Source organism: Vagococcus hydrophili (assembly GCF_011304195.1).
GTDB classification, from domain to species: Bacteria; Bacillota; Bacilli; order Lactobacillales; family Vagococcaceae; genus Vagococcus; species Vagococcus hydrophili.
In genome coordinates this window covers 2,394,860-2,420,021 of the sequence record NZ_CP049887.1, presented here as the reverse complement: position 1 = coordinate 2,420,021, position 25,162 = coordinate 2,394,860, and the positions used below count along the sequence as shown (strand labels likewise).

The window sequence follows — 25,162 nt, the reverse complement described above, 5'->3', positions numbered from 1 at the left end:
CAACACACCTTCCAACTCTTTTCAAATAACCATTACATGTTATTTCTTATAGTATTACCTAAAAGTGATTCATATGCAACTTCAAATTTTTGAACATCTCCTGCTCCCATGAAAATCATTACCGCATTTTCATGATTTAAAAGAGGTGACATATCATCAATGTTAACTACTGAGCCACCTTTAGAGATTTTAGATCCTAAATCTTCAATCTTCACGTCACCGGCATTTTCTCTTGCTGAGGCGAAAATATCACATAAATAAACTTGGTCTGCTAAATCAAGAGATGTAGCAAATTCATCTAACAAGGCAATCGTACGAGAAAAAGTATGTGGTTGGAACACCGCAATAATTTCTTTTTCAGGGTATTTTTGTCTAGCAGCATCAATCGTTGCTGAAATTTCGGCTGGATGGTGAGCGTAGTCATCTACTAATACCATATCAGCAACTTTCTTTTCGCTAAAACGACGTTTCACACCGCTAAAAGTGACCATTTCATCTGCCACTTTTTCCATATTCAATCCTTCAAGATAACTAATTGAAATGACACTTAGAGCGTTCATCACATTGTGTAAACCATAGGCAGGAACAGTAAATTTACCAATAACTTCTCCTTTATGTTTTACTTCAAAATGAGAACCAATTGTTGTCCTCTCGATATTGATTGCTTGGAAATCATCATTATCATTCACTCCGTAATAATAAACAGGAACACTAGATTCTAATTTTCTTAAATAAGCATCATCTCCAAAGGCAACAATACCTTTTTTAACACCCTCACCAAATGATTGGAATGCACTAAATACATCATCAATACTTTCATAGTAGTCTGGATGATCAAAATCAACATTGGTGATGATTGCATAATCTGGTTGGTATGACAAGAAATGACGTCGGTACTCACAAGCTTCAAAGGCAAAGAATTTAGCATCTAATTCCCCGTGACCAGTTCCATCTCCAATTAAGTAACTTGTTGGTTCCACACCCGATAAAACATGCGCTAAAAGACCTGTTGTACTTGTTTTACCATGTGAGCCAGTCACTGCAATACTTGTGTAAAGTCCGATAAACTCACCTAAGAAACGGTGATATCTAATTACTTTTAATCCTTTTTTCAAGGCTGCACGAATTTCTTCATGTGAATCTGGAAAAGCATTTCCAGCAATAACAATTAAATCATCCGTAATATTTAGTTCACTAAATGGCATTATTTTGATATTTTCTCTCTCTAAATCTCGTTGTGTGAAGAAATATTTATCAACATCTGACCCTTGAACTTTAAAACCTTTTTGGTGTAGTAATAAAGCTAAAGAACTCATACCTGAACCTTTAATGCCTACAAAATGATATATCTTATTTTTATGAATTTCCATAAAAAAATTCCCCTTTTCTCTTATGCACTTTTAATTCTATTACATAAATGTCTTATTTATTATCGTATAATTTATTTAAATAATCAATAAAAAATACTTACACGGGTAATTAGACCGCGTAAGTATTCAACTAATCAAAATAATAACTGTCTAACTTCATGCTGCCCTCTTCTTCAATAATGCCAGATAGTGTTTTTTCAAGGCGTTGGTTTTTCTTTTTATCCATCGTTTCAATCTCTTCTACTGAATCAGCATCGAAATTTTCTCCGTAAACTGGATCAAGAACCACTTGTTCCTCCATCAGCATTAAATTGTTGGTTGAAACTTTTCTTAATTCATCCACAATTAACTCACGATTATGTGCTGGTCTATCCTCAATATTTTTATCTTCAATTAATGATGCTGGGATATGTTTTGGTTTAAAAATTGTTTTATTTTTTTCACCTGGCAAATCATAAGTTGACTCGAACTGAGAACGTCCCTTATCTGTTTTTTTATGCTTGGCATTGCCATAATTGTCAGTTTCAAATAAATTATTTGAAAAACTAGACTGTGGCGATTTGTAGTCTTGCCCACTAGAAGCCATATAGGTATTCTTGTTCTCAATGGAAACAGTTTTTTTATCTAGCTTAACTTTTTTCTCATGAAATGCTGTTTTTGACGCCTTTGGTTCTGCTGAAATTTTTTCAGTTTCAAGCACAGCCTCTTTCCCAAAATAATCTGGTGCATCTATTATCTCAACAGGATCAATGGCTATATTATTTTTTTTACTTTTTCTTGCAGAGTTCTTTGGAAAAGATACAGGTTCATTATAAACAAACCCATCGTCTAAAATATCTTTTAAAAATTCTCTACTTCTCTTCTTTTCAAGTTTTACCCCTATTTCATCATCATAGGCAGGAAAACGAAAATGTTCTCTATTATCTGAAAGATTTAACATCGCTATCATTCCTTTAATTTCACTGTCTACAGTCTATCATACTCGCTTTCAGAAAAAAACCATTATTCCCTAATAAAATAAAAAAATGTTGGTTTAAATAAACCAACATTTTATTTTAAATTGTGAAAAAGTTGCCAAATCATCGGAATGTAGACATCCAATAATGGTGCGATAATACAAAATAGTAGCACACTAATAATAAGCCCACCTAATATGATTCCGCCGACTTTTCTTGATTTTTTTAAGACAAAAAAGGCGATGATGGCCAATAATCCTATTATAAGAATAACAGCAAGTTCTTTCGATTCAAAATCAATTTTCTGACCATTCATTAATTTAGCAATAATTTGAGAATAAAAGAACCAAATAAGTTCAACAATATAAATTAATAATACAAATCTCAGTACTAATTTTGATTTACCTTGTGTACTTTTGTTAGCCACGTGAATTCCACCTCCCTATTCATTGTTTACGAAATGAATTATAACAAAATTTTTCTACTTTGTTAAATGAAATCTTGAACAAATTTTAAAAATATTTACCACTAACTAAATTTAGAACGTTATTTATACCTTGTTCATTAATATTACACTATTTATTAAAACTAAAAAAAGAGGCTCTTTTGTTTTAAGCCTCTTCTGCCATTCTATTTAATTATATTTGAGACCATAACTGGTGAATTCTCTAAAGTATCAGCCACTGGACAAGTTCGGTTGATAAACGTCACAAATTTTTCGATTTCTTCATCTGTGTTATCAGCTTCAATATAAAAATTAGTAGTGATTTTAGAAAAACCGATTTTTGCCTCTTTATTTTTGCCCATAAACCCATCTGGATCTAATTCACCTTCAACTTCAATTCGGATGCTGTTCAATTTGATTTTGTGCATTCTAGCAAAACTCTTAGCCACAATCACCTTACAGGCACCTAAAGAATTTAATAATGCTTCTACTGGATTCATCCCTGTATCAGTTCCACCTAAATTTTTAGGTTCATCTAACACAAACTCAAAATTTCTTGATTTACATGAGACTTGTAAACCTTCAATACTTTCTACAACCGCTTCAAATTTTTCAATTGCCATTTAAAATTCCCCCTAAATTTCTTTTAACAACCTTAAGATAACACGAGTTTTTATTTAGTTCTATCTTTTGTGAAATAAATTACAATTAACCGCAGTATATTAGAAAACGGTTTATTCCGTTGATTTTTATTGATAGAATAGGTACGAGGAGGCGCTGTATGAAAACAGGTTCTGGAGTTGGTATTGGTAATATATTAGCTTTTATTATTTCCTACAAAAAGTGGAACAGTCTTGGTTGGGCACTTTTCCACGGCTTTTTAGGATGGTTGTACTGTTTTTATTATTTTTTTACTTACGCTGGAAAATAACTCCTAAAAAAACACCTAAACAATTAAACGTTTAGGTGTTTTTAGGTTTATAGTACCAAATGTAGTACCGCAATCAATTCGATACATACATGTTTTTGGTACTACAATAAATTTTAAATCTTAAAAACGTTGATTTACAGACGTTCATTCAACTCTTTAGCTAAATCTTCAAATCCTGGTTTACCTAGAAGTGCAAACATGTTAGCTTTATAAGCTTCCACACCTGGTTGGTCAAATGGATTTACGCCATTTAAGTAACCTGAGATACCTACTGCGATTTCGAAGAAGTACATCATGTAACCTAACGTGTAAGCATCTGTTTCAGGAATAGTTAATACAAAGTTAGGAACGTCCCCATCAGTATGAGCTAATAAAGTTCCCTGGAAAGCTTTTGTGTTAACAAAATCAATTGTATTCCCTTGAATATAACCTAAGCCATCTAAATCTTGTTCCATTTCTGGAATTGTTAATTCGTGACGTGCTTTGTCTACTTTGATAACTGTTTCAAAGATATTACGACGGCCTTCTTGAATGTATTGACCTAATGAATGTAAGTCAGTTGAGAAGTTAGCACTTGAAGGATAAATTCCTTTTTGATCTTTACCTTCTGATTCGCCGAATAATTGTTTCCACCATTCAGAGAAGTATTGTAAGTTTGGTTCGTAATTGATTAATAACTCAGTTACTTTACCTTTACGGTATAAAACATTACGTAATGCCGCATATTGGTAAGCTTCGTTAGTTGCTAAGTCGTCGTTGCTGTAAGCAATGCGAGCGTCAGCAGCACCTTTCATCATGCTATCAATGTCAGCACCTGTTACAGCGATTGGCAATAAACCAACTGGTGTTAAGACAGTAAAACGTCCACCCACATCATCAGGAATAACGAAAGTTTCCCAACCTTCAGCGTCAGCTTCAACTTTAACAGCTCCACGAGCTCTATCAGTTGTTGCATAAATACGTTTGTTGGCTTCTTCTTTACCATATTTTTTAACTAGTAAATCTTTGAATACTCTAAACGCGATAGCTGGTTCAGTTGTTGTTCCAGATTTTGAAATCACGTTAACAGAGAAATCACGATCACCAATCACATGGATTAGATCAGCTAAGTATGAAGAACTAATGCTATTTCCAGCAAAGAAAACTTGTGGAGCTTTTCTTTCTTCGTTATCTAATAAGTTATAGAATGAGTGATTCAAGAAATCAATCGCTGCTTTAGCTCCTAAATAAGAACCACCAATTCCGATTACTACCAATACTTCTGAATCTGATTTGATTTTTTCTGCTGCTTTTTTGATTCTTGCGAATTCATCTTTATCGTAGTTTTCTGGTAAATCGATCCATCCTAAAAAGTCATTACCAGCACCTGTACCTTCTCTTAACGCAGTATGAGCCGCAGTAACGCTTGATTGCATGTAACCAAGTTCATGTTCACCAATAAATTTATCCATTTTAGAATAATCTAAACTAATATGAGACATAATCATCCTCCTATATTTTGTTGTGCCTTTAGACACGATTACCACTACATTTTACCATTTTTTTGAAATTTTGGTAGTTATTTTCAACAAATATTTCAAAACTTGTTACTTGTAACAAACATCTATACCAATCCTTGACTCAACATTGCTTTAGCTACTCGTTCAAAACCAGCAATATTTGCTCCTGCTACTAAGTCGAAGTCTCCAACATATTCGTTAGATGTATCACGACATGTTTCATAAATATTTTTCATAATTAAGTTTAATTCTTGATCTACTTTTTCAAACGTCCATGGTAAACGTTGAGCATTTTGAGCCATTTCCAAAGCAGAAACAGCCACACCACCAGCATTAGCAGCTTTTCCTGGGCAATAAACAATGTTGTTTGCTTTTAAGACTTCTAAAGCCTCTAAAGTTGTGGGCATGTTTGCTCCTTCAGCAACAATTTGAACGCCGTTTGTGACTAATTTTTTAGCAAGTTCCACTGGAATTTCATTTTGTGTGGCACATGGCAAGGCAATATCATACTTGAAGTCTAACTCCCAAACTGATTGATTCGGATAAAATTCTGCATTAGGATGACTTTCTAAGTAAGTATTAATTCTTTCACGTTTCACTTCTTTAATTTCTTTTAGTAACGCTAAATCAATGCCTTCTGGGTCGATGATTGAACCAGACGAATCACAACAGCCATAAACCGTTGCGCCTAATTCTTGCGCTTTTTCAATGGCGTAGATTGCCACATTCCCACTACCAGAAACTAGTACTTTTTTACCTTCGAAACTATCATTTTGGTCTTTTAACAGGTGTGAGACAAAATAAACTAAACCATAACCAGTCGCTTCTGTTCTAGCTAAACTTCCCCAATAAGACAATGGTTTACCAGTTAAAACACCAGCATGATAACCATTTAATCGTTTGTATTCACCAAATAAATAGCCAATCTCACGTCCACCAACACCGATATCTCCCGCTGGTACGTCTTCATTTGGTCCAATATATTTTTGTAATTCTTGCATTAAACTTTGACAAAAGCGCATGATTTCTCCATCGGATTTTCCTTTAGGGTCAAAATCACTCCCGCCTTTACCACCACCGATTGGTAATGACGTTAGGCTGTTTTTAAAGATTTGCTCAAAGGCTAAAAACTTCATAATACTTTGATTAACCGTTGGATGGAATCTCATCCCACCTTTATATGGTCCTAATGCTGAATTATACTGTACGCGGTAACCACGATTAATCTTCCATTGTCCTTGATCATTCATCCAAGGAATTCTAAATTCGATAATTCGCTCAGGAATAAGTAACATCTCTAAGATATTTTTCTCTACGAACTCCGGATTTTTGACTAAAAAAGGCTCCACTGTGCCAAGAAATTCTTCCACTGCTTGTAAAAATTCTGTTTGCTCTGGGTATTTTAACTTAAGTTCTTTTTCCAAATTAGCTAAATACTGTTTAGTTTCTGTCATAAAATCACACACCTTTTCTGAATTAGTCATAGTATATCGCAATTTTTCAAATTTACAAAAAAAATCGACAAATTTTTTTTATTTTTTTGTGGTAAGATAATAATTGAAACTATTTAGGAGGCTAAGCATGAATCACTTTGATGTAATTATTATTGGTGGTGGAACAAGTGGCATGATGGCCGCTATTTCTGCCGCTGAAAATGGCGCAAAAGTCGCTATTATCGACAAAAATAGAATGTTAGGTAAAAAACTCAGATTAACTGGTGGTGGTCGCTGTAATGTTACAAACAACCGTCCGCCTGAAGAAATCATCAATTTTATTCCAGGAAACGGAAAATTCTTATACAGTGCCTTTTCCCAATTCACTAATTATGACATTATGGAATTTTTTGAAACAAATGGAGTTCCTTTAAAAGAAGAAGATCACGGGCGTTTATTCCCTGTAGAAAATACTTCAAAGGCAATTGTTGAAGGACTTGCTAAAAAATTAAAAGAGCTAAACGTAGAAATTATTACTAAAACAATTGTTCGTAGTATTAAAGAAGAAAACGGACAAATTTCTTCTGTTGTGACTGATTTAAACGAAGAATACTTTGCTCCTTGTGTTGTTCTGACAACCGGTGGTAAGACTTTCCAATATACAGGTTCTACGGGAGACGGTTACAAATTTGCCAAAAAGTTTGGGCATACTATTACCCCACTATTTGCAACCGAATCACCTATTAAATCCAAAAATCAATTTGTAGTGGATAAAACATTGCAAGGACTATCACTTAGAGACATCAAATTATCTGTTCTAAATAATAAAAATAAAGTGATTGTCGCGCATGAAATGGATTTACTATTTACTCACTTTGGTGTTTCTGGACCTGCAGCATTACGTTGTAGCATGTTTGTTAATCAGGAGTTAGATAAAGGTATCAGCGAGGTTCCTCTTTCACTTGATGCATTACCAGAGATGGAAGAAGCAGATTTATTAAAAGAGATTAATCAAAGAATCATTGACCAAGGCAGTAAATCTGTTAAAAACGGCTTAAAAAACTTATTACCTGAGCGATATTTAGAGTTTATGTTATCTGAGGCTGAAATTGATTCAAGTAACAGTTTAAAACAATTAACTGAAGGTGAAAAAGAAGCTTTTATTAGTAACGTCAAAGATTTCAAATTTACCGGTTATGATACTTACCCCCTAGACAAATCCTTTGTTACTGGTGGCGGCGTTGAATTAAAAGAAATTAGCCCTAAAACGATGGAAAGTAAATTAGTTAATGGTTTGTTCTTTGCTGGTGAGTTGTTAGATGTTAACGGCTATACAGGCGGCTACAACATTACGGCTGCTTTTGTCACTGGTCATGTCGCTGGTAAACACGCGGCTGAAATCGCAAGTTATTTTAACTATTAATATCAAAAAAATCGAAGGACCTTAACCAGTCCTCCGATTTTTATTTTTTTACATGGTTATATCCGCAAATTCACCTCGTAGAAGTTCTACTACTATTTTAGGATTGATTTCTAACTGTAATCCTCGCATACCACCTGAGCAATGAAAAACGTCTAACTCTTCAGCTTCAATTGCCACAAATGTCGGGAATTGTTTCTTCATTCCAATAAGAGAGCAGCCTCCATGAATGTAACCTGTTAAAGGTTCTAATTCTTTCATAGGAAGCATATCCACTTTTTTATTGCCACTAACTTTTGCTATTTTTTTTAAGTCTAACTCTTTGTTTCCAGGAACAACACCTACAATAGGACCTGTTTTATTGCCTACTGCGACTAAGGTTTTAAAGATATTAGCTTCATCTAAACCTAATTCCTTAGCTGTTTCTTTGGCACTAGTATGTCCTTCTGAGAAATGATATTCAGAAACACTAAAATCTATTTTCTTCTGTTCCAAAAATCGAATCGCATTGGTTTTATGCTTTTTCTTTTTGACCAAAATAAACACCTTCATCCTTTTTACCAATAACGTCCAAACCTTTACGCAATTCAGGAATCACCATCTGTCCTGGTGCAGAAGTATGCTTACCAGAAGAAGCAAATGTCATGACTGAGCCAAATAATTCACCTGTCATTCGAGTTAATCGTCCAGTCTCACCCATTCCAATTAAAACAAAAGGAATGTCTTCTCGTTCTGTTTGAATCGTATTAGAACTTTGTAAAATTGTTAAGACATCTTGCATATCATTTGGTGTGACTGCAATTTTTGAAATATCCGCACCTAAGTGTCTCATATCATAAATCATTTCTGTTAATTCATTTTCTGTTGGTGTTTTTGCATAATCATGACTTGAAATCAAAACTTTCACATTATTCTGTTTCGCAAAACGAACCACATCTGTTTGAACTTCTGTTAGTAAAGCAAGCTCTAAATCAATCACATCAACTAACCCTGTATGAACCATGTAGCGATTTAACTCAAAATAATACTCCGGCTCTATGTATTGTCCGCCACCTTCATCTAACGTTCTAAAGGTAAAGATTAAAGGTTTGTCTTCAATGGCGTATCTGATAAAATAAGCAGCTTTTCTCATGAAAGAAATATCATTAACATACATAAAATAGTCTGCACGCCATTCAATCACATCACAATCCAAACGACTTATTCTCATTGCTTCTGCAAATAATTCCTCAAAATTACTTGCTATTAAAGAAACACAAACCTTAGGCTGTTTATTACCTAATGTCACGTTTCTAACCTTTAATTTAGACATACTCATCTATCCCATCTATCATTCTTAAATGATTTTATATAATTTCATATATTAATACTTTTAAATAGTTACCTTCTTGAAAATTACTAGCGACTTTAAAATCGCTAGGTAATCTAAATTGTTCTTGCTTTTTGAATTTACGCCCTGTTTCTTGAATCCCTTTTTCTATCATAGATTTAAATTTATCCATGGTCACATTTGCGGCATTCGTTGAGGCAATCAGGTGACCATTTCTATTAACTAACTCCACCGCTTCAGTGGTTAATTTCCCGTAATCCTTACTCACTGAGAAAGTTTTCTTTTTGTTTCTCGCAAAACTCGGCGGGTCCATTACTACTATATCAAAGGATAGCTCTTTTTTCTTAGCATACTTAAAGTAGTTGAAAACATCCATGACGATGATTTTTTGACTGCTCGGATCAATCCCATTTACCTGAAATTGTTCTTCTGTTTTTTCAGTACTTCGTTTAGCCAAATCAACACTGGTTGTCTCGTAACTTCCGCCAACTGTCGCTGCAACGGAGAAAGCCCCTGTATAACTAAATGTATTGAGTAATGATTTCCCAGCAGCAAAACCATCAACCAAATAATTTCTAACTTCTTTTTGATCTAAAAAGATGCCTGTCATTAATCCTTCATTTAAATAGGTAGCGTAATTAACCCCGTTCTCTTTAACAATTAAAGGCTCCTCAGCAAGCTCACCTTCAACAAAGTATGAATCCTCTAAATCATCTCTTTTGAATCTGATTTTTTCATAGATTCCTTTTGCTTCTGGTAACACTTCTTTGATGGCTTCTAAAATCATGCTCTTATAATAGTAAATAGTTTCATTGTACCAAGATAAAACTAAGTAATGATCGTACCAATCAATGGTTAAACCACCTAAGCCGTCTCCTTCACCGTTAAGCAGGCGAAAAGCTGTTGTTTGTGCGTCATCAAAATAGTTCTTTCTTTCGTTAATGGCTTCTTTTAATAGTTTTTTAAATAACTTAGAATTAATCGGTTGTTCTTTGTCAAAACTTAATATCCAACCGTAGCCTTTATTTTGAATTCCTAAATAACCATAACCAATAAACTGATTCCCTTCACTATAAAAGGAAACCCACTCAGGATTTGTCTCATCCTCTATGTTTTTTAAATCCTCTTTATGTATTAACGGGTACTTCTTATTAAATTTAGTTAGTGCTTTATTTTTTAAAATTATTCTTCTCATAAAAATACCCTTTTCTGATTTTTCTTTACTATCTATTACTATATCAGTTTAAACACTTACGTTCCACACTTTTTTCACTACAACTTAAGTCTTAATTTTTTTTAAATGACACCTATTGTAATTGACACCCTTTCTTGATAAAGGTAAAATGTGTTAGTATGTTTAGTATAACTACAAGTTTAATAATTAAGGGTTGGAATGTAAGAAAGGAAGTTTAAATGTGAAACATAATTACTATAAAAATCTACTGAATACGAGGTTAGGTTTTTTCACGCTCTTAGCATTTTTAACATGGGCGAAAACAATCATGGCATACCTAGTAGATTTTAACTTAGGAATTGAAAGTCCTTTTCAATACTTCATTCTTTTCCTAAGTCCAATTGCCACAACCATCTTTTTATTCTCGGCATCATTATATGTTAAGAATTCAAAAAGAGCCTATACAGCGTTAATTGTCATATCAGCATTAACGACACTGTTATTATTCTCAAACGTCATCTATTACCGTGAGTTTACTGATTTCATTACAGTAAATACGATGTTAGGTGCAGGAAAAGTATCATCTGGTTTAGGAGAAAGTGCTCTACGCATGTTCAGACCTTATGACTTCTTGTATTGGATTGATATTGTCGTATTAATTGGTTTACTTGCTTTTAAAGTGATCAAGTTAGATGATCGTCCAATTAAAGCCAGAACAGCACTTGCTGTTACAAGTTTCTCAGTCTTTCTATTTGCGGCTAACTTAACTTTAGCTGAAATGGATCGTCCAGAATTACTAAAAAGAACATTCTCACGTGATCATATTGTTAAGTATTTAGGTATGAATGTCTTTACTGTGTATGATGGCGTTCAAACCTATCACGCCAATCAAAGACGCGCTCAAGCTAGTGAAAATGATTTAGTTGATGTTCAAAACTATGTTAAAGAGCATCAATCAAAACCAAACAAAGAAACATTTGGGATTGCTAAAGACCGTAACGTCATTTATATCCATTTAGAAAGTTTCCAACAATTTTTAATTGATTATAAATTGAAAGATGAAAATGGTGTGGAGCATGAAGTAACACCATTCTTAAATAGCATTTATCACTCAAATGAAACGTACAGTTTTAACAATGCCTTCCATCAAGTTGGTTCTGGTAAAACAAGTGATGCTGAAACAATGTTAGAAAATTCATTCTTTGGTTTAGGGCAAGGTCCTTTATTCACTCAGTTAGGTGATAAAAACACATTCCAAGCAGCTCCTGCTATTCTTAACCAAGAAGCCGGCTATACAAGTGCTGTCTTCCACGGTAATGGTGGTGCCTTCTGGAACAGAAACGAAACCTATAAACATTTAGGTTATGATTACTTCTTTGACGCTAGTTACTATGACGTTAATGAAAAGAATTCATTCCAATACGGCTTACACGATAAACCGTTTATGGAACAATCCGTTAAATATTTAGAGCACTTACAACAACCGTTCTACTCTAAATTTATTGCGGTAACAAATCATTATCCATATTCTCAATTTAAAGATGAAAATGCTGGCTTCCCTATTGCAAAAACACCTGATACAACAATTAATGGTTACTTTGCAACAGCCAACTACTTAGATACAGCCGTTGAAGAGTTCTTTAATTACTTGAAGAAAAGTGGTTTATACGATAACTCAATCATCGTTCTTTACGGAGATCACTATGGTATTTCAAATTCAAGAAACAAATATTTAGCAGAATTAGTCGGTAAATCAAAAGATGATTGGAACGACTTTGATGATGCTCAAATGCAACGTGTTCCAGTTATGTATCATATTCCTGGACAAAACAATGGTAAAGTCATGGAAACGTACGGTGGACAAATTGATATCCTACCTACCCTACTTCACTTACTAGGAATTGATTCATCGAAATACATTCAATTAGGTCAAGATATGTTCTCTAAAGACAAAGATCAAATCGTCGCCTTTAGAAATGGAACAATCGTGACACCTAAGTACACAATCATTGGCCAATCTGTTTACTTAAATGAAACTGGTGAATTATTAAGTAACCTGACTGATGACCAAATAAGTGAGATTGATGTCATTAGAGATAAAGCAAGTACACAGCTTAATATGTCTGATGCGTTAACCAATGGAGATCTCCTTCGTTTCTATACTGAAAGTGGCTTAGAACCTGTTAAACCTGAAGATTATGATTACAAAAATGGTTTAGATAAGTTAAAAGCGATTGAAGAGAAAAAAGGCAAGAAATCAACCAGTGTTTATTCTAAAAATGGTAATAAATCAACAGAAAATTTATATGAGACAAAGACCTACCAAGAATACAATGGGGCACCAAAAACAGATACAAGTAGTAGTTCTTCATCAGAAACTAAGAAATAAGATGAAAAGACTTTAGTTTTATACTAAAGTCTTTTTTTTATTTTCGATTATTCATATATTTTTCACAACTAATAGCTATAATTTTTATTATGGAGGTTGAGAGAATGACAACATTGACACAATCGTATAAAGCAGCTAAATATCATAAGAAACTATCTATTATCTTTTTCTTAGTATTTTCTCTACTGCTTTTTTTACTCACTTTTATATCTCAGCTTCTCTACTCACAAGAAGCCATGATGACTTTTATATTAAAAAAATGGGACTATCTTAAAACGATACTTCCTCAAGCAAATACACATTTCAATGAGCAATTAACAAATAGCCATCAATACATTACATCAGTTTATAATAACTTTTATCTTGCAACACTTTTAATCTCAGTTATTGGCTTTTTCCTACTCAGCATTTATATTGCTAAACACCGAAAAGAAGAGATTTATACTATGCAAAATATTGGTATTAAGCAAGGAACTATTTTAAAGCATTTCTTAATGGATCTTTTGTTACCGATGATTGTTAGTCTATCTTTTGTCATGCTCTTATTTTTAATTTTTCAAAATCAGTTAATTAATCGCTCAGTTAATATTAACCGAGAAGTTGTTAATAATTACTTTGAGGAGGAACTTCTTTCAATTCATGAGACAAATGATGTTTCAGCCTCAAAAAAAACTGTGACTAAAACAAAAAAAGATTTTATCGGACCTGCGACACCAGTCAAAAGTGGTTTATCACCTTACAATGAGACCACCCTTTTCGAGTTCCACGTTAGTAGTAATTCATTTAGAAAAACATTTTCAATAATCCTATCAAACTTTGCTAAACTCTGTTTGACAAGCCTCTTAGGTTGCTTACTAGGATTTTACACTTATACTTCACTCTTTCTTAATAGGAGGCCACAAACTGTATGATGCATGAAGCTAAAATAAAAAATGAAGAAATCTTTATTAATTATTTTTCAGAGAAATTATCGCTTATCCTTGAATCAACTGATACTAATCATCGAAATGATATTTCTACCTTTTTCAAAACAAGCAATCAAGATAATTATTATGCTTTAATGGGACGGGAAAATAATATGATTCCTTTTCTTTCTGTACAAGATAATCTCATGTTAGGTGTTTCTAAGAAAAATAAACAAGCCTTTTTGGAAACAGTTGATTCCATATTAGTTAGTTTTAAATTAGATAAAGAAACCCTTTTGTCACCTGCAAACTCATTAAATGACACAGAACAAATGATTTACCAGATTATTCGTTCACTTGCTCTAAAACAGAATATTATTATTTTTGACTCTGCTAACGAATCCACAGTCTTTCTAACGAATCTTATGCCACTTTTAAAAAAGTTTACTCGTCTTTCTAAAGTCGCTGTAGTGATTGTTACACCCACAAAAGAAGTCGCAGAATCTAATTACTACGATCAATGCTTAATGATTGATCACTTCTTTAAATAAAAAAAGCAATTGACATCCTTTGAAATGTCAATTGCTTTTTTTATTAATTATTTTCTAAAAGCGAGCCACAATACTCACATTTCATTATATTACCTTCTGCTATCTCTTGTTCGGCTCCACAACCTTCACACTTAACAACGCGAGCATGACGAGCTTTTTCTCTAGCAAAGGCTTCATCTTCTTTGACTTGTCGATTTGGTAAAATAATCTCCATTCGACTTTCATCCATGTAAGAATTTGGGAAGTAATTGTTTTTGATCATCATCTCTATATCACTTTTGACAGTATCCATTGGTAAATCAACAGCACTTGAAATGTCAGAAATCTTCGTTACATTTTGATAAATAATCATCGCTGAGTACTTTTTAAATTTCTCACTATTTTTCTTCATTGTTCTGGCTTTTAAGAATAACAGTACGCCAGGTGCTAAAAAACATAAAATAGCGGTAAAAATAATGGCAATGGTTTCTTCCTCATTAAACGCTCCGTAGATTCCTGCAATGGCGCATAAAATCAAGATGATTGATGAGATAAAAATTCCTTTTCCATCATAATATAAAGCTTCTTTATTTCCTACTATCTTCCGGTAAACTAGAAAAATCCCTACCGGCCAAAAGATAATACAAAAGAAAACAATCCAGCCTGTACTGATACCACTATTAACTTTCTTTTCCATTTTAACATCCTACCCAACTATTTTTTCTTTAAGACTGTGACACACTCAATATGAGATGTTTGTGGGAACATATCGATTGGTTGAACATAATCAGGTGCATAGCCACGTTCTGCATATAGTTTCAAATCACGAGCAAATGTTGCTGGATCACATGAAACATAAACGATTTTTTCAGGGTTCATTTTAGAACTTGCTTCAATAAATGTTTCAGCTAATCCTTTTCTAGGAGGATCCACAATAATAACGTTCGGTTTAATGCCGTCTTCCAACCATTTTTCAAAGACAAATTCAGCTTTTCCTACTTTGAATTCAACGTTTTCAATCCCATTAATTTCGGCATTTGTCTGTGCATCATCAATTGCATCCTGAACCATCTCAACGCCGTAAACATGTTGAACTTGTTTGGCTAAAGACAACCCAATTGTTCCAATACCACAATAAGCATCGATTACAACGTCTGTTTTCTTAAGCTCCGCACGATCGATTGCTTCTTGATACAATACTTCTGCTTGTTTTGTATTCACTTGGTAGAATGATTTAGCTGAAATTTGGTAGGTGTTCCCTAATAATTGATCTTCAATGTACTCTTCACCGTATAAACGGACAAATTCTTTACCTAAAATCACATTATTATTTTCAGTATGAATACTTTGGATAATTGATGTCACATTAGGAACAGCTGACACGATTTCTTTACAGATTTCACCGATTTTGAAGATTTTTTTCTTTTTCGTCACAAGAACGATCATTAATTCATTTGTGTAATGACCTTTTCTAATCACGATATTTTTTAAGTTTCCACCTTGTTTTTCTTCATCATAAGGTTTCACATTGTATTGTTCTAAAATTGGTTTAATCGCGATTAAAGCTGCATCAATTTCTGGTTCTTGAATATAAAAATCGTCAATCGGTACTAAATCATGACTATTTCTTCTGAAGAATCCTGTTTGAAGACGATCTTCAACCTTACGAACTGGAATTTGTGCTTTATTACGGTATTTAGATGGATTTTCCATTCCTTTAACAGCTTTTACTTCAACATCTTCAAAGCCACCGATACGTTTAATTACTTTTTCAACTTGATTTTTTTTGAAATCTAATTGTGCTTCGTAAGTCATATGGTGAAGTGGGGCAATACCTGTTCTGATCCAATCAGAAACAACATCTTCCACACGGTTTTCACTTTTAGTTTTCCATTGTAAGACTTTACCATAAGCAAATTTTTTCGTTGTCTTCATAATTCTTACTTCAATTTCTTCACCAGGAATGGCATTTTCAACAAACACTGGGTAATAATCAAGTTTGCCGACACCGCGTCCATCATGTGTTAAATCTTCAATTTTAAGCCATACTTTGTCATTCTTTTTTACAGGTATTTCTCTTTTTTCTTTCGTCATATAGTCCGCCCTTTTTCTTTATTGTTTCCCTGAGATGGTTCCATCTCCATTTAAATCTTCGTTCGTTAATTGTTCCATTTCTTTAACAAACTGATCACTTGCCTCTTCCATATCACCTGAAACAGCTGATTCTGGAATCTCATCTAAGTTCGCATATATCTCAATATGTTGTTTTAGATTTTCAAACGTCATCGGCGCATCTCCACCGTACTCTCCATCTAAATTAATCATCATACGGAAATCTTCATCTTTTGCTTCTGCATAAAATTTAGAAGTTTTTGTATAAATAACTCGTGGATCGTTCACGTGTTTACCACCGTTAATCATCATCGTTACAAGGTGCATGATTTCCAAAACATTGGCCGTTTTAACAATAATTAATGAAAATTTACCATCGTCTAATTGGGCATCTGGTGCTATCTGCTCAAAGCCACCAATTGAGTTAGTTAGTCCTAAGAAAAACATCGATGCTTCGCCTTCATAGACTCCTTCATCATACACTAGTTTCATGTCAATTGGTTTAACACGAGGTAACATTTCAGCTCCCTTAACTAAATAAGCTAGATAACCAAACACACTTTTCAATTGTGATGGCACTTCATAGGTTAATTCCGTTAAGTAGCCTCCCGCCCCAATATTCATAAAATAAGTATCGTTTGCTTTACCTATATCTGATTTAATCATTTGATTTTTCAAGATAACTTCGGCAGCTTTAACAACATTATCTCTTGGAATATGGAGCGCACGAGCGAAATCATTCGTTGTGCCTCCTGGTATGATTGCTAATTTAGGTCGTACATCAAGAGGAGCGATACCATTAATAACTTCATTAATGGTACCATCTCCTCCTGCTGCGACGATTAAATCGAATCCTGCTAAACCACATCGGTTGGCTTCATTTTTAGCTGAAAATGGTTCTGGTGTTGTCGCATAAGCACTTGATTCGTAGCCTGCTTCTTCCATCACATTTAAAATATCTGCTAAATTCTTTTTCAGTATTTCCTTACCAGATGTTGGGTTATAAATTAATCGTGCCTTCATGGCCTTACTCCTTTTTTGACGAATCTATCTTTTTGATAATTCTTCCGTCAATAGTTTATTAACAACACCTGGGTTTGCTTTACCTTTTGTTGCTTTCATAATTTGTCCTACTAAGAAGCCAACTGCTCTTCCTTTACCGTTTTTGAAATCTTCAACTGATTGCTCGTTGTTATCAAGAATGTCATTGATAATTGGTAATAATTGCGCTGGGTCTGACAATTGAACTAGTCCTTTAGCTTCAACCACTTCACGTGCATCTCCACCATTTTCAATTAATTCTTTAAAAACTGTTTTCGCTATCTTAGAACTAATTGTTCCATCAGCGATTAAGTTAATCATGCCTGCTAAGTTACTTGGCGTTAATTTCGTTTGTAACAGCTCTAAGTGTTCGCTATTTAAGTAAGCTGACACTTCACCCATTAACCAGTTAGAGGCCTGTTTAGCATCCGCACCTTCTAAAAGAGTCGCATTAAAGAAGTCTGACATGTCACGTGATAGTGTTAGAACCATTGCATCATACTCTGGTAAACCTAATTCTTTTACGTAACGTTCTCTTCTTGCTGCTGGAAGTTCTGGAATGCTTTGGCGAACTTCTTCGACCCACTCGTCAGAAATTTCAATACGTGGCACATCTGGTTCTGGGAAGTAACGGTAGTCACTTGCTCCTTCTTTAACACGCATTAAAATTGTTGATTTGGTTGCTTCATCGTATTTTCTTGTTTCTTGTTGAATTTCGCCACCTGATAATAAGACTTTAGCTTGGCGTTTTTCTTCGTGAATTAAACCTAATCTCACGTTACTAATTGAGTTTAAGTTTTTAAGTTCTGCTTTTGTACCGAATTTTTCTTGACCATACGGACGTAATGAAATGTTCGCATCACAACGCATTGAACCTTCTTCCATTTTAACGTCACTTACGCCTGAGAATTGAATAATTGATCTGATTGCTTCAAGGTAAGCTGCAGCTTCTTCTGGTGAGCGCATATCAGCTTCTGATACGATTTCGATTAATGGTGTTCCTTGACGATTTAAATCCACATAAGAGAAACCATCTGTTCCGTGAATATTTTTACCTGCATCCTCTTCTAAATGAACACGTTCAATACGGATGATTTTCTTTTTGCCTTCAACTTCAATTTCTAACCAACCATCATGTCCAATCGGCTCATCTGCTTGAGAAATTTGGTAAGCTTTTGGATTATCTGGGTAGAAATAGTTTTTGCGATCAAAATGTGTTGATTGAGAAATCGTACAGTTTAAAGCTAAAGCAGCACGCATTCCGTATTCTAAAGCGCCTTTATTCATGACAGGTAAAACACCTGGCATACTAAAGTCAACCACGTTCGTGTTTGTATTAGGATCTGCACCAAAGTGGGCTGCAGAAGATGAGAAGATTTTAGAGTTTGTTTTTAACTCCACATGCACTTCAAGTCCGATAATTGTTTCAAAATTCATTAAGCATTACCTCCTAAAATCACAGGTTTCTTTTTATGGAAATCTGTTGCTGCTTCAAAAGCACTTGCTGCTTGGTAGATTTTTTCTTCTTCAAAATAGTTTCCAATTAATTGTAAACCAACAGGCATTCCTTCTGAGAAACCACATGGTAAACTAATGCCTGGAAGGCCTGCTAAATTGACAGGGATTGTTAAAATATCACGCATATAAGCTGTCACTGGATTATCTTTATCTGTTCCAAAGTCATGCGCAATGGTTGGTGAAACTGGTCCTAGAATTAAATCGTAGTCTTTGAATACTTTTTTGAAATCTTCAACGATTAAGGTTCTAACTTGTCCTGCTTTTTTAAAGTACGCATCATAGAAACCTGCACTTAATGAGAATGTTCCTAACATAATACGGCGTTTCACTTCTTCTCCAAATCCTTCAGAACGAGAATTTACGTAAACATCTTCTAAATTAGAAATATTTTCAGTACGGTAACCATAACGAATCCCATCAAAACGTTGTAAGTTTGATGATGCTTCTGATGAGGCCATAATATAATAAACTTGAACACCGTATTGTGAATGAGGTAAACTCACTTCTTCAACTGCCGCACCTAATTCGCGGTATGTTTCAATGGCTTCTTCGATTGATTTTCTAACTTCAGGATTCACACCTTCTGTCATAAATTCTTTCGGTACACCAATTTTCATACCTTTCATGCTTTGACCAATCATTGAAGTAAAATCAGGAACTTCTTTTTTAGCACTTGTTCCATCATGAACATCGTGACCAGAAATAGCGTTTAAAATCATAGCGTTGTCTTCCACATTACGAGTCATTGGACCAATTTGATCTAAACTTGACGCAAAAGCAATTAAACCAAAACGTGACACACGACCATAAGTTGGTTTCATCCCAACGATTCCGTTGTATGAAGCTGGCTGGCGAATACTTCCCCCTGTATCAGTTCCAAGTGAAGCTGGAATTTGACCGGCTGCCACACTGGCTGCTGAACCACCTGAAGAACCACCCGGAACTTTTTTATCGCTCCACGCATTTTTCGTTTTCTTGAAATATGAAGTTTCAGTCGATGAACCCATAGCAAACTCATCCATGTTCAATTTTCCAACAGGAATCATGTTAGCACCGTATAGATTTGTCATAACAGTCGCATCATAAGGCGGGTTAAAGTTATATAACATTTTACTTGCGGCTGTTGTTAATAAATCTTTCGTCACAATATTATCTTTAATTCCGATTGGAATACCTGCTAAGGGTTTATCACTTGATGGCCCTTTAGCATCTAATTCTTTTGCCATTTCTAAAGATTTTTCTTCATTTAATGTTAAAAATGCTTCTAATTGCTCGTCTGTTGCTTCAATTCTTGAAAACGTTTCTTTCACAACTTCTGTGACAGAAACTTCTTTTGATTGAATTTTATCTGAAAGTTCTTTAACTCCTAATTTATATAACTCGCTCATTATGCGCCTGCCTCCCCATTATCCATAATTGCTGGCACTTTAATAAAGCCATCTTTTGTTTCTGGAACATTTTTTAATAACTCTTCACGTGATTCACCTTGAACCACGACATCTTCTCTTAACACACTGATTTCAGGGAATACGTTAGATGTGAAAGGAACGCCCTCAGTATCCACGCTTTCTAATTGTTCGACCATTTCAATGATACTTCCCAGTTGTGTCGTGAAAAGTTCTAATTCACTTTCATCAAACTTCAATTTAGAAAGATGTGCGACACGTTTGACTTCTTCTTTTGTTATTGCCATATTTATTTTCGCTCCTTACATTACTTATTATCATAATACCTATACATTACACTATTTTATTCAACTTTTGTACTATTTTCAATGGCTTCTACCATTTGAGCTTCGTCCCAGACTGTAATTTCTAGTTTTTCAGCTTTTTCAAGCTTACTTCCAGCCTCTTCACCTGCCACAACGATGTCTGTTTTCTTAGAAACACTACCAGTTACTTTACCACCTAAAGCCTCAATTTTTTCTTTGGCTTCATTTCGGTTAAAGTGAGTCAATTTTCCAGTTAACACCACTACTTTGTCCTTAAAAGGAGAATCAACTTGGCTCAAATCTTCTTTTGTTTGACCTAAGTAAGATAGATTAATTTCTGCACGTTTTAATTCTTCCACCAAAGCATGAACTTCTTCATTATCAAAATATTTAACCACACTATCCGCGATAACAGGTCCAATGGCATCAATCTCATTAATGTCTTCTTTAGATGCTTTCATAACCTCATCAAGAAACTTAAAGCGTTCTGAAATCAACTTAGCTGCTTTAGCGCCTACATGCTGAATACCTAAGCCAAACATTAATTTTTCCAAAGAATTCCCTTTACTATTTTGAATAGCGGTCAAAATGTTATTAGCTGATTTCTCTTTGATTTTATCTAAAGTTAAGAGTTCTTCCTCAGTAACAAAATACAAATCAGCCACATTTTTAATAATTTCTTTTTCGTACATCTGCTCTAAAACACGAGGTCCTAAGCCATCAATGTTCATGGCGTTCCGAGAAACAAAATGATTCAAACCTTCTTTGATTTGCGCCGGACACATCGGATTCATACATCTTAATGCCACTTCTGATTCAATTCGTTCAAGTTCTGAGTCACAGGTTGGACAATGAGTTGGTATCTCATAAGGCTGACTTGCGTCCGTTCTCTTATCAACTAGTACACGAGTAACTTCTGGAATAATATCCCCTGCTTTGTGAATCATCACAGCGTCCAGTAAGCGAATGTCTTTATCACGAATTAAATCCACATTATGCAGACTCGCACGAGCCACCGTTGTTCCAGCTAGTTGGACAGGATCCATGACGGCAGTTGGTGTCACTACCCCTGTACGTCCCACTGTCCACTCAATATCTCTTACAATAGTTTCAGCTTCTTCAGCAGGGAATTTGTAAGCAATCGCCCATTTAGGTGCTTTAACCGTAAAACCAATTTCTTGTTGGGCATTAAAATCATTGACTTTAATCACAATTCCGTCGATTTCATAGTCTAGCTCATGACGTTGATCTAATAAGGATTCGATATACTCCCAAACTTCTTCAATAGAAGCGCATAATTTACGTTGATGGTTAGTTTTTAACCCTAACTCGTCTAACTTATCTAAAGAATCACTTTGAGTAGTCATCATAAAATTATCAGTATCTGCTATATTATATATAAACGTACTTAGATTTCTTTCAGCCGTTACTTTTGAATCTAGCTGTCTTAAACTACCTGCCGCTGCATTACGGGGATTAGCAAAAACATTCTCCCCAGCTTCTTCACGTTTTTCGTTTAAAGCGATAAAAGATTTCTTTGGCATATAACACTCACCACGAACATCAATTGTTAAAGGTTCCGCCAACTTTTTAGGAATTGATTTCACCGTATTTAAGTTATTCGTGATATCTTCCCCAATCGTTCCATCCCCACGAGTCGCTCCTTGCATGAACTTACCATTTTCATAACGGAGATTAATTGCTAAACCGTCAATTTTAAGTTCCACCATGTATTCAAGAGGAATATCTGTTAATTTTTTGATTCGCTTATCGAAGTTAATCAAATCTTCTTTATTAAAGGCGTTACCCAAACTCATCATAGGAATTTGATGTTGGACTTTTGTGAAACCAGTTGATACTTCTCCACCAATACGTTGTGTGATTGAGTCAGAGGAAACAAGTTCTGGATGAGCTTCTTCTAATGTAACTAACTGTCTATACACTTGATCATACTCAGCATCTTCCACAGTTGGTGTATCTTTTTCATAGTATTCTTTGGCCCACTGATTTAACTTTTGATTGAGTTCAAAAAGTTCTGTTTTAACTTGTTCTTTATCCACTCTTCATCACTTCCTTAGTTTACTTTTGTTATTGGGGCGAAGGCTGCTAATAAGCGTTTAATTCCTTGTTGGGGAAAAGCAATATCTAACTCTAAATCTTTACTTGATCCGCTCACTTTAACGACTGTTCCAACGCCCCATTTTTTATGCTCAGCTTTGTCGCCAGGTTTCCAAGCGCTCGCCTCTCCACCAGTTTGAACTTTACTTGATACTTTAGCATTTTCCGGTTGAATATAACTTGAACGTGTTTTTCTTTCACCAATTGGCGTTTGTCTAACGACTTTATTTTCACGTCCAAATGATTCCATGACTTTATCATCAATTTCACCTAAGAAACGAGATGGACGATTATATTGAGTACGTCCGTAAAGTGTTCGACTAAATGCATTGGTTAAAAACAGTTGCTCTTCCGCTCGTGTAATCCCCACATAAGCTAACCGACGTTCTTCTTCTAGCTCATCATTTTCAAGTAGCGCTCTAGAAAGTGGGAAGACGCCTTCTTCCATTCCCATTAAGAAAACCACTGGGAATTCTAATCCTTTTGCCGCATGAAGGGTCATGAAAGTAACTTGAGTTTGGCCTTCTTCTAAATTATCTAAATCTGAAACTAGAGCTAAGTCATTTAAGAAAAGTGTGAGTTTATTTGGTAATTCACCCTCATCTTCTCCATTATCATACTCACCAGCTTCAAAACGTTTGTCAAATTCTTTCGTTACTGATAGAAATTCTTCTAAGTTTTCTAATCGAGAATGAGCTTCTAATGTATTTTGACGGCGTAAGTCTTCACGGTAATCACTTTTATCTAGAACTTGTTCCACTAATTCAGTCACACTTAAAAATGGAATCATGTTTTTGAAATCTTCCATCATGGCACCAAAGCCAGCTAATTCATTACGAGCTTTACCTGTAATACCAGTTAAATCAACGTCAATGGCTGCTTGAAGAAGTGACCAAGCATGAATATCTGCAAAATCACGTAATTTCTGAACTGTACCAGGCCCAATCCCACGTTTTGGCACATTCACCACACGCTCAAAACTTAATGAATCCATTTCATTAGAAATGACATTTAAGTAAGCTAAAATATCACGAATTTCCTTACGGTCGTAGAATTTATGTCCACCAACCATTTTATAAGGAATATTTGATTTTAAGAATGTTTCCTCAACCACACGACTCATCGCATTTGTTCGGTAAAGGACACAGAAATCGCCATATTTTTTCCCTTGTTCATTGATGAATTTTTGGACATTAGAAACGATAAACTGGGTTTCATCACGTTCTGTTTCTCCGCGGAAATAAATGATCTTTTCTCCTTCATCATTATCCGTCCAAAGTGCTTTCTTCTTACGATTGTCATTTTTATCAATGACACTGTTTGCTGCTTGTAAGATATTTTTACTAGAACGATAATTTTGTTCTAAGAGAATCGTTGTTGCATCTGGGTAATCTTTTTCAAAGTCTAAAATATTTTGCATGTCAGCCCCGCGCCAACCGTAAATACTTTGGTCTGCATCCCCAACAACACATAAATTTTTGAATCTTTCAGCAAGCATATTAACTAACGTATATTGCGCGTGGTTCGTATCTTGATACTCGTCCACATGAATATACTGGAATTTATTTTGATAAAATTTTAAAATTTCAGGGTTTTCTTTTAATAAACGAATCGTCAGCATAATCAAATCATCAAAATCCATTGACTGGTTTTGTCTTAGTTCTTTTTGATATCGTTTATAGCAGGTCCCAACAACCTTTTCAAAGAAACCTGTGTATCTTTCTGCATACAATTCAGGTGTTAAAAGTTCATTTTTCGCATTACTAATCGCACCAATCATACTGCGAGGATCATATTTTTTAGGATCAATGTTTTCTTCCTTTAAAATTCGCTTCATTAAAGTCAATTGATCACTACTATCTAAAATCGTGAAGTTCCGATTATAACCAATAGCATCCACATCACGACGTAACATGCGAACACACATCGAGTGAAATGTTGAAACCCAAACATCTTCTCCACTAGAACCTAAAATACCAACAACACGCTCTTTCATTTCTCGAGCTGCTTTATTCGTAAAGGTAATGGCTAAAATATTCCATGGATTAATATCTTTTTCATGGATAATGTACGCAATTCGATGAGTTAAAACACGTGTTTTCCCACTACCTGCCCCAGCCATAATTAAAAGTGGTCCATTAATATTCATAACCGCTTCTTTTTGTTTTTGATTTAAGCCTTGGATGAGGCTATCTTTTTTACTCATGATGTACGAACACCCTTTCTTATCAAATCTTTTCCATTATAGCAAAAATCCCACCAAATTTCTTTAAAATGAGA

General features: G+C 34.6%; 22 protein-coding genes. 5 read left to right on the top strand and 17 right to left on the bottom strand.

From position 1 onward, the window contains the following. Nucleotides 1-32 precede the first annotated feature (32 nt). From murC to G7082_RS11860, 4 genes are all read right to left on the bottom strand, one after another. The gene (gene murC / locus G7082_RS11875; RefSeq protein ID WP_166035265.1) at nucleotides 33-1,370 is read right to left on the bottom strand and encodes a UDP-N-acetylmuramate--L-alanine ligase; all 1,338 of its coding nucleotides are present in this window, start codon (nucleotides 1,368-1,370) and stop codon (nucleotides 33-35) included. Between the two features lie 130 nt (nucleotides 1,371-1,500). Next, complete coding sequence (locus G7082_RS11870; protein WP_166035264.1) at nucleotides 1,501-2,310, bottom strand: hypothetical protein; 810 nt, start codon at nucleotides 2,308-2,310, stop codon at nucleotides 1,501-1,503. Between the two features lie 110 nt (nucleotides 2,311-2,420). After that, a complete protein-coding gene (locus G7082_RS11865; RefSeq protein WP_166035263.1) occupies nucleotides 2,421-2,753 on the bottom strand; it encodes a hypothetical protein in 333 nt (110 codons plus the stop codon). 203 nt (nucleotides 2,754-2,956) lie between these two features. Then, a complete protein-coding gene (locus G7082_RS11860) occupies nucleotides 2,957-3,394 on the bottom strand; it encodes an OsmC family protein (protein WP_166035262.1) in 438 nt (145 codons plus the stop codon). Between the two features lie 158 nt (nucleotides 3,395-3,552). Here G7082_RS11860 and G7082_RS11855 point away from each other — a divergent pair, with 158 nt between their 5' ends. Next, on the top strand, nucleotides 3,553-3,702 hold the full coding sequence (locus G7082_RS11855) for a hypothetical protein (RefSeq protein ID WP_166035261.1): 150 nt from the start codon (nucleotides 3,553-3,555) through the stop codon (nucleotides 3,700-3,702). A gap of 134 nt (nucleotides 3,703-3,836) precedes the next feature. Here G7082_RS11855 and G7082_RS11850 read toward each other — a convergent pair whose 3' ends face one another. Further along, complete coding sequence (locus G7082_RS11850; RefSeq protein WP_166035260.1) at nucleotides 3,837-5,183, bottom strand: glucose-6-phosphate isomerase; 1,347 nt, start codon at nucleotides 5,181-5,183, stop codon at nucleotides 3,837-3,839. A gap of 122 nt (nucleotides 5,184-5,305) precedes the next feature. Beyond that, nucleotides 5,306-6,655, bottom strand: coding sequence for an NADP-specific glutamate dehydrogenase (gdhA, locus tag G7082_RS11845; RefSeq protein WP_166035259.1), 1,350 nt, complete (start codon nucleotides 6,653-6,655; stop codon nucleotides 5,306-5,308). 127 nt (nucleotides 6,656-6,782) lie between these two features. On the opposite strand from gdhA, the gene G7082_RS11840 reads away from it, so the two are divergent. Continuing rightward, nucleotides 6,783-8,057, top strand: coding sequence for a BaiN/RdsA family NAD(P)/FAD-dependent oxidoreductase (locus G7082_RS11840; protein ID WP_166035258.1), 1,275 nt, complete (start codon nucleotides 6,783-6,785; stop codon nucleotides 8,055-8,057). A gap of 48 nt (nucleotides 8,058-8,105) precedes the next feature. On the opposite strand, the gene ybaK is transcribed toward G7082_RS11840, so the two are convergent. From ybaK to G7082_RS11825, 3 genes are read right to left on the bottom strand one after another with little or no spacing between them, the layout of a single operon-like run. Continuing rightward, the gene (ybaK, locus tag G7082_RS11835) at nucleotides 8,106-8,618 is read right to left on the bottom strand and encodes a Cys-tRNA(Pro) deacylase (protein ID WP_202983105.1); all 513 of its coding nucleotides are present in this window, start codon (nucleotides 8,616-8,618) and stop codon (nucleotides 8,106-8,108) included. Further along, nucleotides 8,569-9,366: a type I 3-dehydroquinate dehydratase gene (aroD, locus tag G7082_RS11830; protein ID WP_166035256.1), complete on the bottom strand. Its 798-nt coding sequence runs from the start codon at nucleotides 9,364-9,366 to the stop codon at nucleotides 8,569-8,571. Before aroD ends, ybaK begins: the two co-directional genes overlap by 50 nt. 34 nt (nucleotides 9,367-9,400) lie before the next feature. Next, nucleotides 9,401-10,579 (bottom strand): class I SAM-dependent rRNA methyltransferase, encoded by a 1,179-nt coding sequence (locus G7082_RS11825; RefSeq protein WP_166035255.1) that lies wholly within the window; start codon nucleotides 10,577-10,579, stop codon nucleotides 9,401-9,403. Nucleotides 10,580-10,799: 220 nt separating this feature from the next. On the opposite strand from G7082_RS11825, the gene G7082_RS11820 reads away from it, so the two are divergent. The 3 genes from G7082_RS11820 (at nucleotide 10,800) to G7082_RS11810 (ending at nucleotide 14,403) form a co-directional block, all read left to right on the top strand. Beyond that, nucleotides 10,800-12,947 carry an LTA synthase family protein gene (locus G7082_RS11820; RefSeq protein WP_238842652.1) on the top strand — a complete coding sequence of 716 codons (2,148 nt, stop codon included), beginning with the start codon at nucleotides 10,800-10,802 and terminating at the stop codon, nucleotides 12,945-12,947. 104 nt (nucleotides 12,948-13,051) lie between these two features. Beyond that, the gene (locus G7082_RS11815) at nucleotides 13,052-13,858 is read left to right on the top strand and encodes an FtsX-like permease family protein (protein ID WP_166035254.1); all 807 of its coding nucleotides are present in this window, start codon (nucleotides 13,052-13,054) and stop codon (nucleotides 13,856-13,858) included. Further along, a complete protein-coding gene (locus G7082_RS11810) occupies nucleotides 13,855-14,403 on the top strand; it encodes a hypothetical protein (RefSeq protein WP_166035253.1) in 549 nt (182 codons plus the stop codon). Before G7082_RS11815 ends, G7082_RS11810 begins: the two co-directional genes overlap by 4 nt. Before the next feature lie 43 nt (nucleotides 14,404-14,446). Here the strand turns inward: G7082_RS11810 and G7082_RS11805 are convergent, their stop codons facing one another. From G7082_RS11805 to pcrA, 8 genes are read right to left on the bottom strand one after another with little or no spacing between them, the layout of a single operon-like run. Further along, nucleotides 14,447-15,079 (bottom strand): hypothetical protein, encoded by a 633-nt coding sequence (locus tag G7082_RS11805; RefSeq protein ID WP_166035252.1) that lies wholly within the window; start codon nucleotides 15,077-15,079, stop codon nucleotides 14,447-14,449. A 17-nt stretch (nucleotides 15,080-15,096) separates the two neighbouring features. Next, nucleotides 15,097-16,476: a 23S rRNA (uracil(1939)-C(5))-methyltransferase RlmD gene (gene rlmD / locus G7082_RS11800; RefSeq protein WP_166035251.1), complete on the bottom strand. Its 1,380-nt coding sequence runs from the start codon at nucleotides 16,474-16,476 to the stop codon at nucleotides 15,097-15,099. 18 nt (nucleotides 16,477-16,494) lie between these two features. Next, nucleotides 16,495-17,517 (bottom strand): diacylglycerol kinase, encoded by a 1,023-nt coding sequence (locus tag G7082_RS11795; protein WP_166035250.1) that lies wholly within the window; start codon nucleotides 17,515-17,517, stop codon nucleotides 16,495-16,497. A gap of 24 nt (nucleotides 17,518-17,541) precedes the next feature. Further along, nucleotides 17,542-18,972, bottom strand: a complete 1,431-nt coding sequence (gatB, locus tag G7082_RS11790; RefSeq protein WP_166035249.1) for an Asp-tRNA(Asn)/Glu-tRNA(Gln) amidotransferase subunit GatB — start codon at nucleotides 18,970-18,972, stop codon at nucleotides 17,542-17,544. Beyond that, on the bottom strand, nucleotides 18,972-20,441 hold the full coding sequence (gatA, locus tag G7082_RS11785; protein WP_166035248.1) for an Asp-tRNA(Asn)/Glu-tRNA(Gln) amidotransferase subunit GatA: 1,470 nt from the start codon (nucleotides 20,439-20,441) through the stop codon (nucleotides 18,972-18,974). The genes gatB and gatA overlap by 1 nt, the downstream gene beginning before the upstream one ends. Beyond that, nucleotides 20,441-20,746 carry an Asp-tRNA(Asn)/Glu-tRNA(Gln) amidotransferase subunit GatC gene (gatC, locus tag G7082_RS11780; protein WP_166035247.1) on the bottom strand — a complete coding sequence of 102 codons (306 nt, stop codon included), beginning with the start codon at nucleotides 20,744-20,746 and terminating at the stop codon, nucleotides 20,441-20,443. The genes gatA and gatC overlap by 1 nt, the downstream gene beginning before the upstream one ends. Nucleotides 20,747-20,802: 56 nt before the next feature. Beyond that, nucleotides 20,803-22,824, bottom strand: a complete 2,022-nt coding sequence (gene ligA / locus G7082_RS11775) for an NAD-dependent DNA ligase LigA (RefSeq protein ID WP_166035246.1) — start codon at nucleotides 22,822-22,824, stop codon at nucleotides 20,803-20,805. A 14-nt stretch (nucleotides 22,825-22,838) separates the two neighbouring features. Then, on the bottom strand, nucleotides 22,839-25,088 hold the full coding sequence (gene pcrA, locus G7082_RS11770) for a DNA helicase PcrA (RefSeq protein ID WP_166035245.1): 2,250 nt from the start codon (nucleotides 25,086-25,088) through the stop codon (nucleotides 22,839-22,841). Nucleotides 25,089-25,162: the final 74 nt, after the last annotated feature.

Excerpts from the sequence above, each read along its gene's own strand:
- G7082_RS11810 (WP_166035253.1), top strand. The coding sequence starts at position 13,855 with ATGATGCATGAAGCTAAAATAAAAAATGAAGAAATCTTTATTAATTAT.
- murC (WP_166035265.1), bottom strand. The coding sequence starts at position 1,370 with ATGGAAATTCATAAAAATAAGATATATCATTTTGTAGGCATTAAAGGT.
- G7082_RS11860 (WP_166035262.1), bottom strand. The coding sequence starts at position 3,394 with ATGGCAATTGAAAAATTTGAAGCGGTTGTAGAAAGTATTGAAGGTTTA.
- G7082_RS11825 (WP_166035255.1), bottom strand. The coding sequence starts at position 10,579 with ATGAGAAGAATAATTTTAAAAAATAAAGCACTAACTAAATTTAATAAG.
- gdhA (WP_166035259.1), bottom strand. The coding sequence starts at position 6,655 with ATGACAGAAACTAAACAGTATTTAGCTAATTTGGAAAAAGAACTTAAG.
- rlmD (WP_166035251.1), bottom strand. The coding sequence starts at position 16,476 with ATGACGAAAGAAAAAAGAGAAATACCTGTAAAAAAGAATGACAAAGTA.
- gatA (WP_166035248.1), bottom strand. The coding sequence starts at position 20,441 with ATGAGCGAGTTATATAAATTAGGAGTTAAAGAACTTTCAGATAAAATT.
- G7082_RS11855 (WP_166035261.1), top strand. The coding sequence starts at position 3,553 with ATGAAAACAGGTTCTGGAGTTGGTATTGGTAATATATTAGCTTTTATT.
- G7082_RS11840 (WP_166035258.1), top strand. The coding sequence starts at position 6,783 with ATGAATCACTTTGATGTAATTATTATTGGTGGTGGAACAAGTGGCATG.
- pcrA (WP_166035245.1), bottom strand. The coding sequence starts at position 25,088 with ATGAGTAAAAAAGATAGCCTCATCCAAGGCTTAAATCAAAAACAAAAA.
- gatB (WP_166035249.1), bottom strand. The coding sequence starts at position 18,972 with ATGAATTTTGAAACAATTATCGGACTTGAAGTGCATGTGGAGTTAAAA.
- G7082_RS11795 (WP_166035250.1), bottom strand. The coding sequence starts at position 17,517 with ATGAAGGCACGATTAATTTATAACCCAACATCTGGTAAGGAAATACTG.
- aroD (WP_166035256.1), bottom strand. The coding sequence starts at position 9,366 with ATGTCTAAATTAAAGGTTAGAAACGTGACATTAGGTAATAAACAGCCT.
- G7082_RS11815 (WP_166035254.1), top strand. The coding sequence starts at position 13,052 with ATGACAACATTGACACAATCGTATAAAGCAGCTAAATATCATAAGAAA.
- G7082_RS11805 (WP_166035252.1), bottom strand. The coding sequence starts at position 15,079 with ATGGAAAAGAAAGTTAATAGTGGTATCAGTACAGGCTGGATTGTTTTC.
- gatC (WP_166035247.1), bottom strand. The coding sequence starts at position 20,746 with ATGGCAATAACAAAAGAAGAAGTCAAACGTGTCGCACATCTTTCTAAA.
- G7082_RS11850 (WP_166035260.1), bottom strand. The coding sequence starts at position 5,183 with ATGTCTCATATTAGTTTAGATTATTCTAAAATGGATAAATTTATTGGT.
- G7082_RS11870 (WP_166035264.1), bottom strand. The coding sequence starts at position 2,310 with ATGTTAAATCTTTCAGATAATAGAGAACATTTTCGTTTTCCTGCCTAT.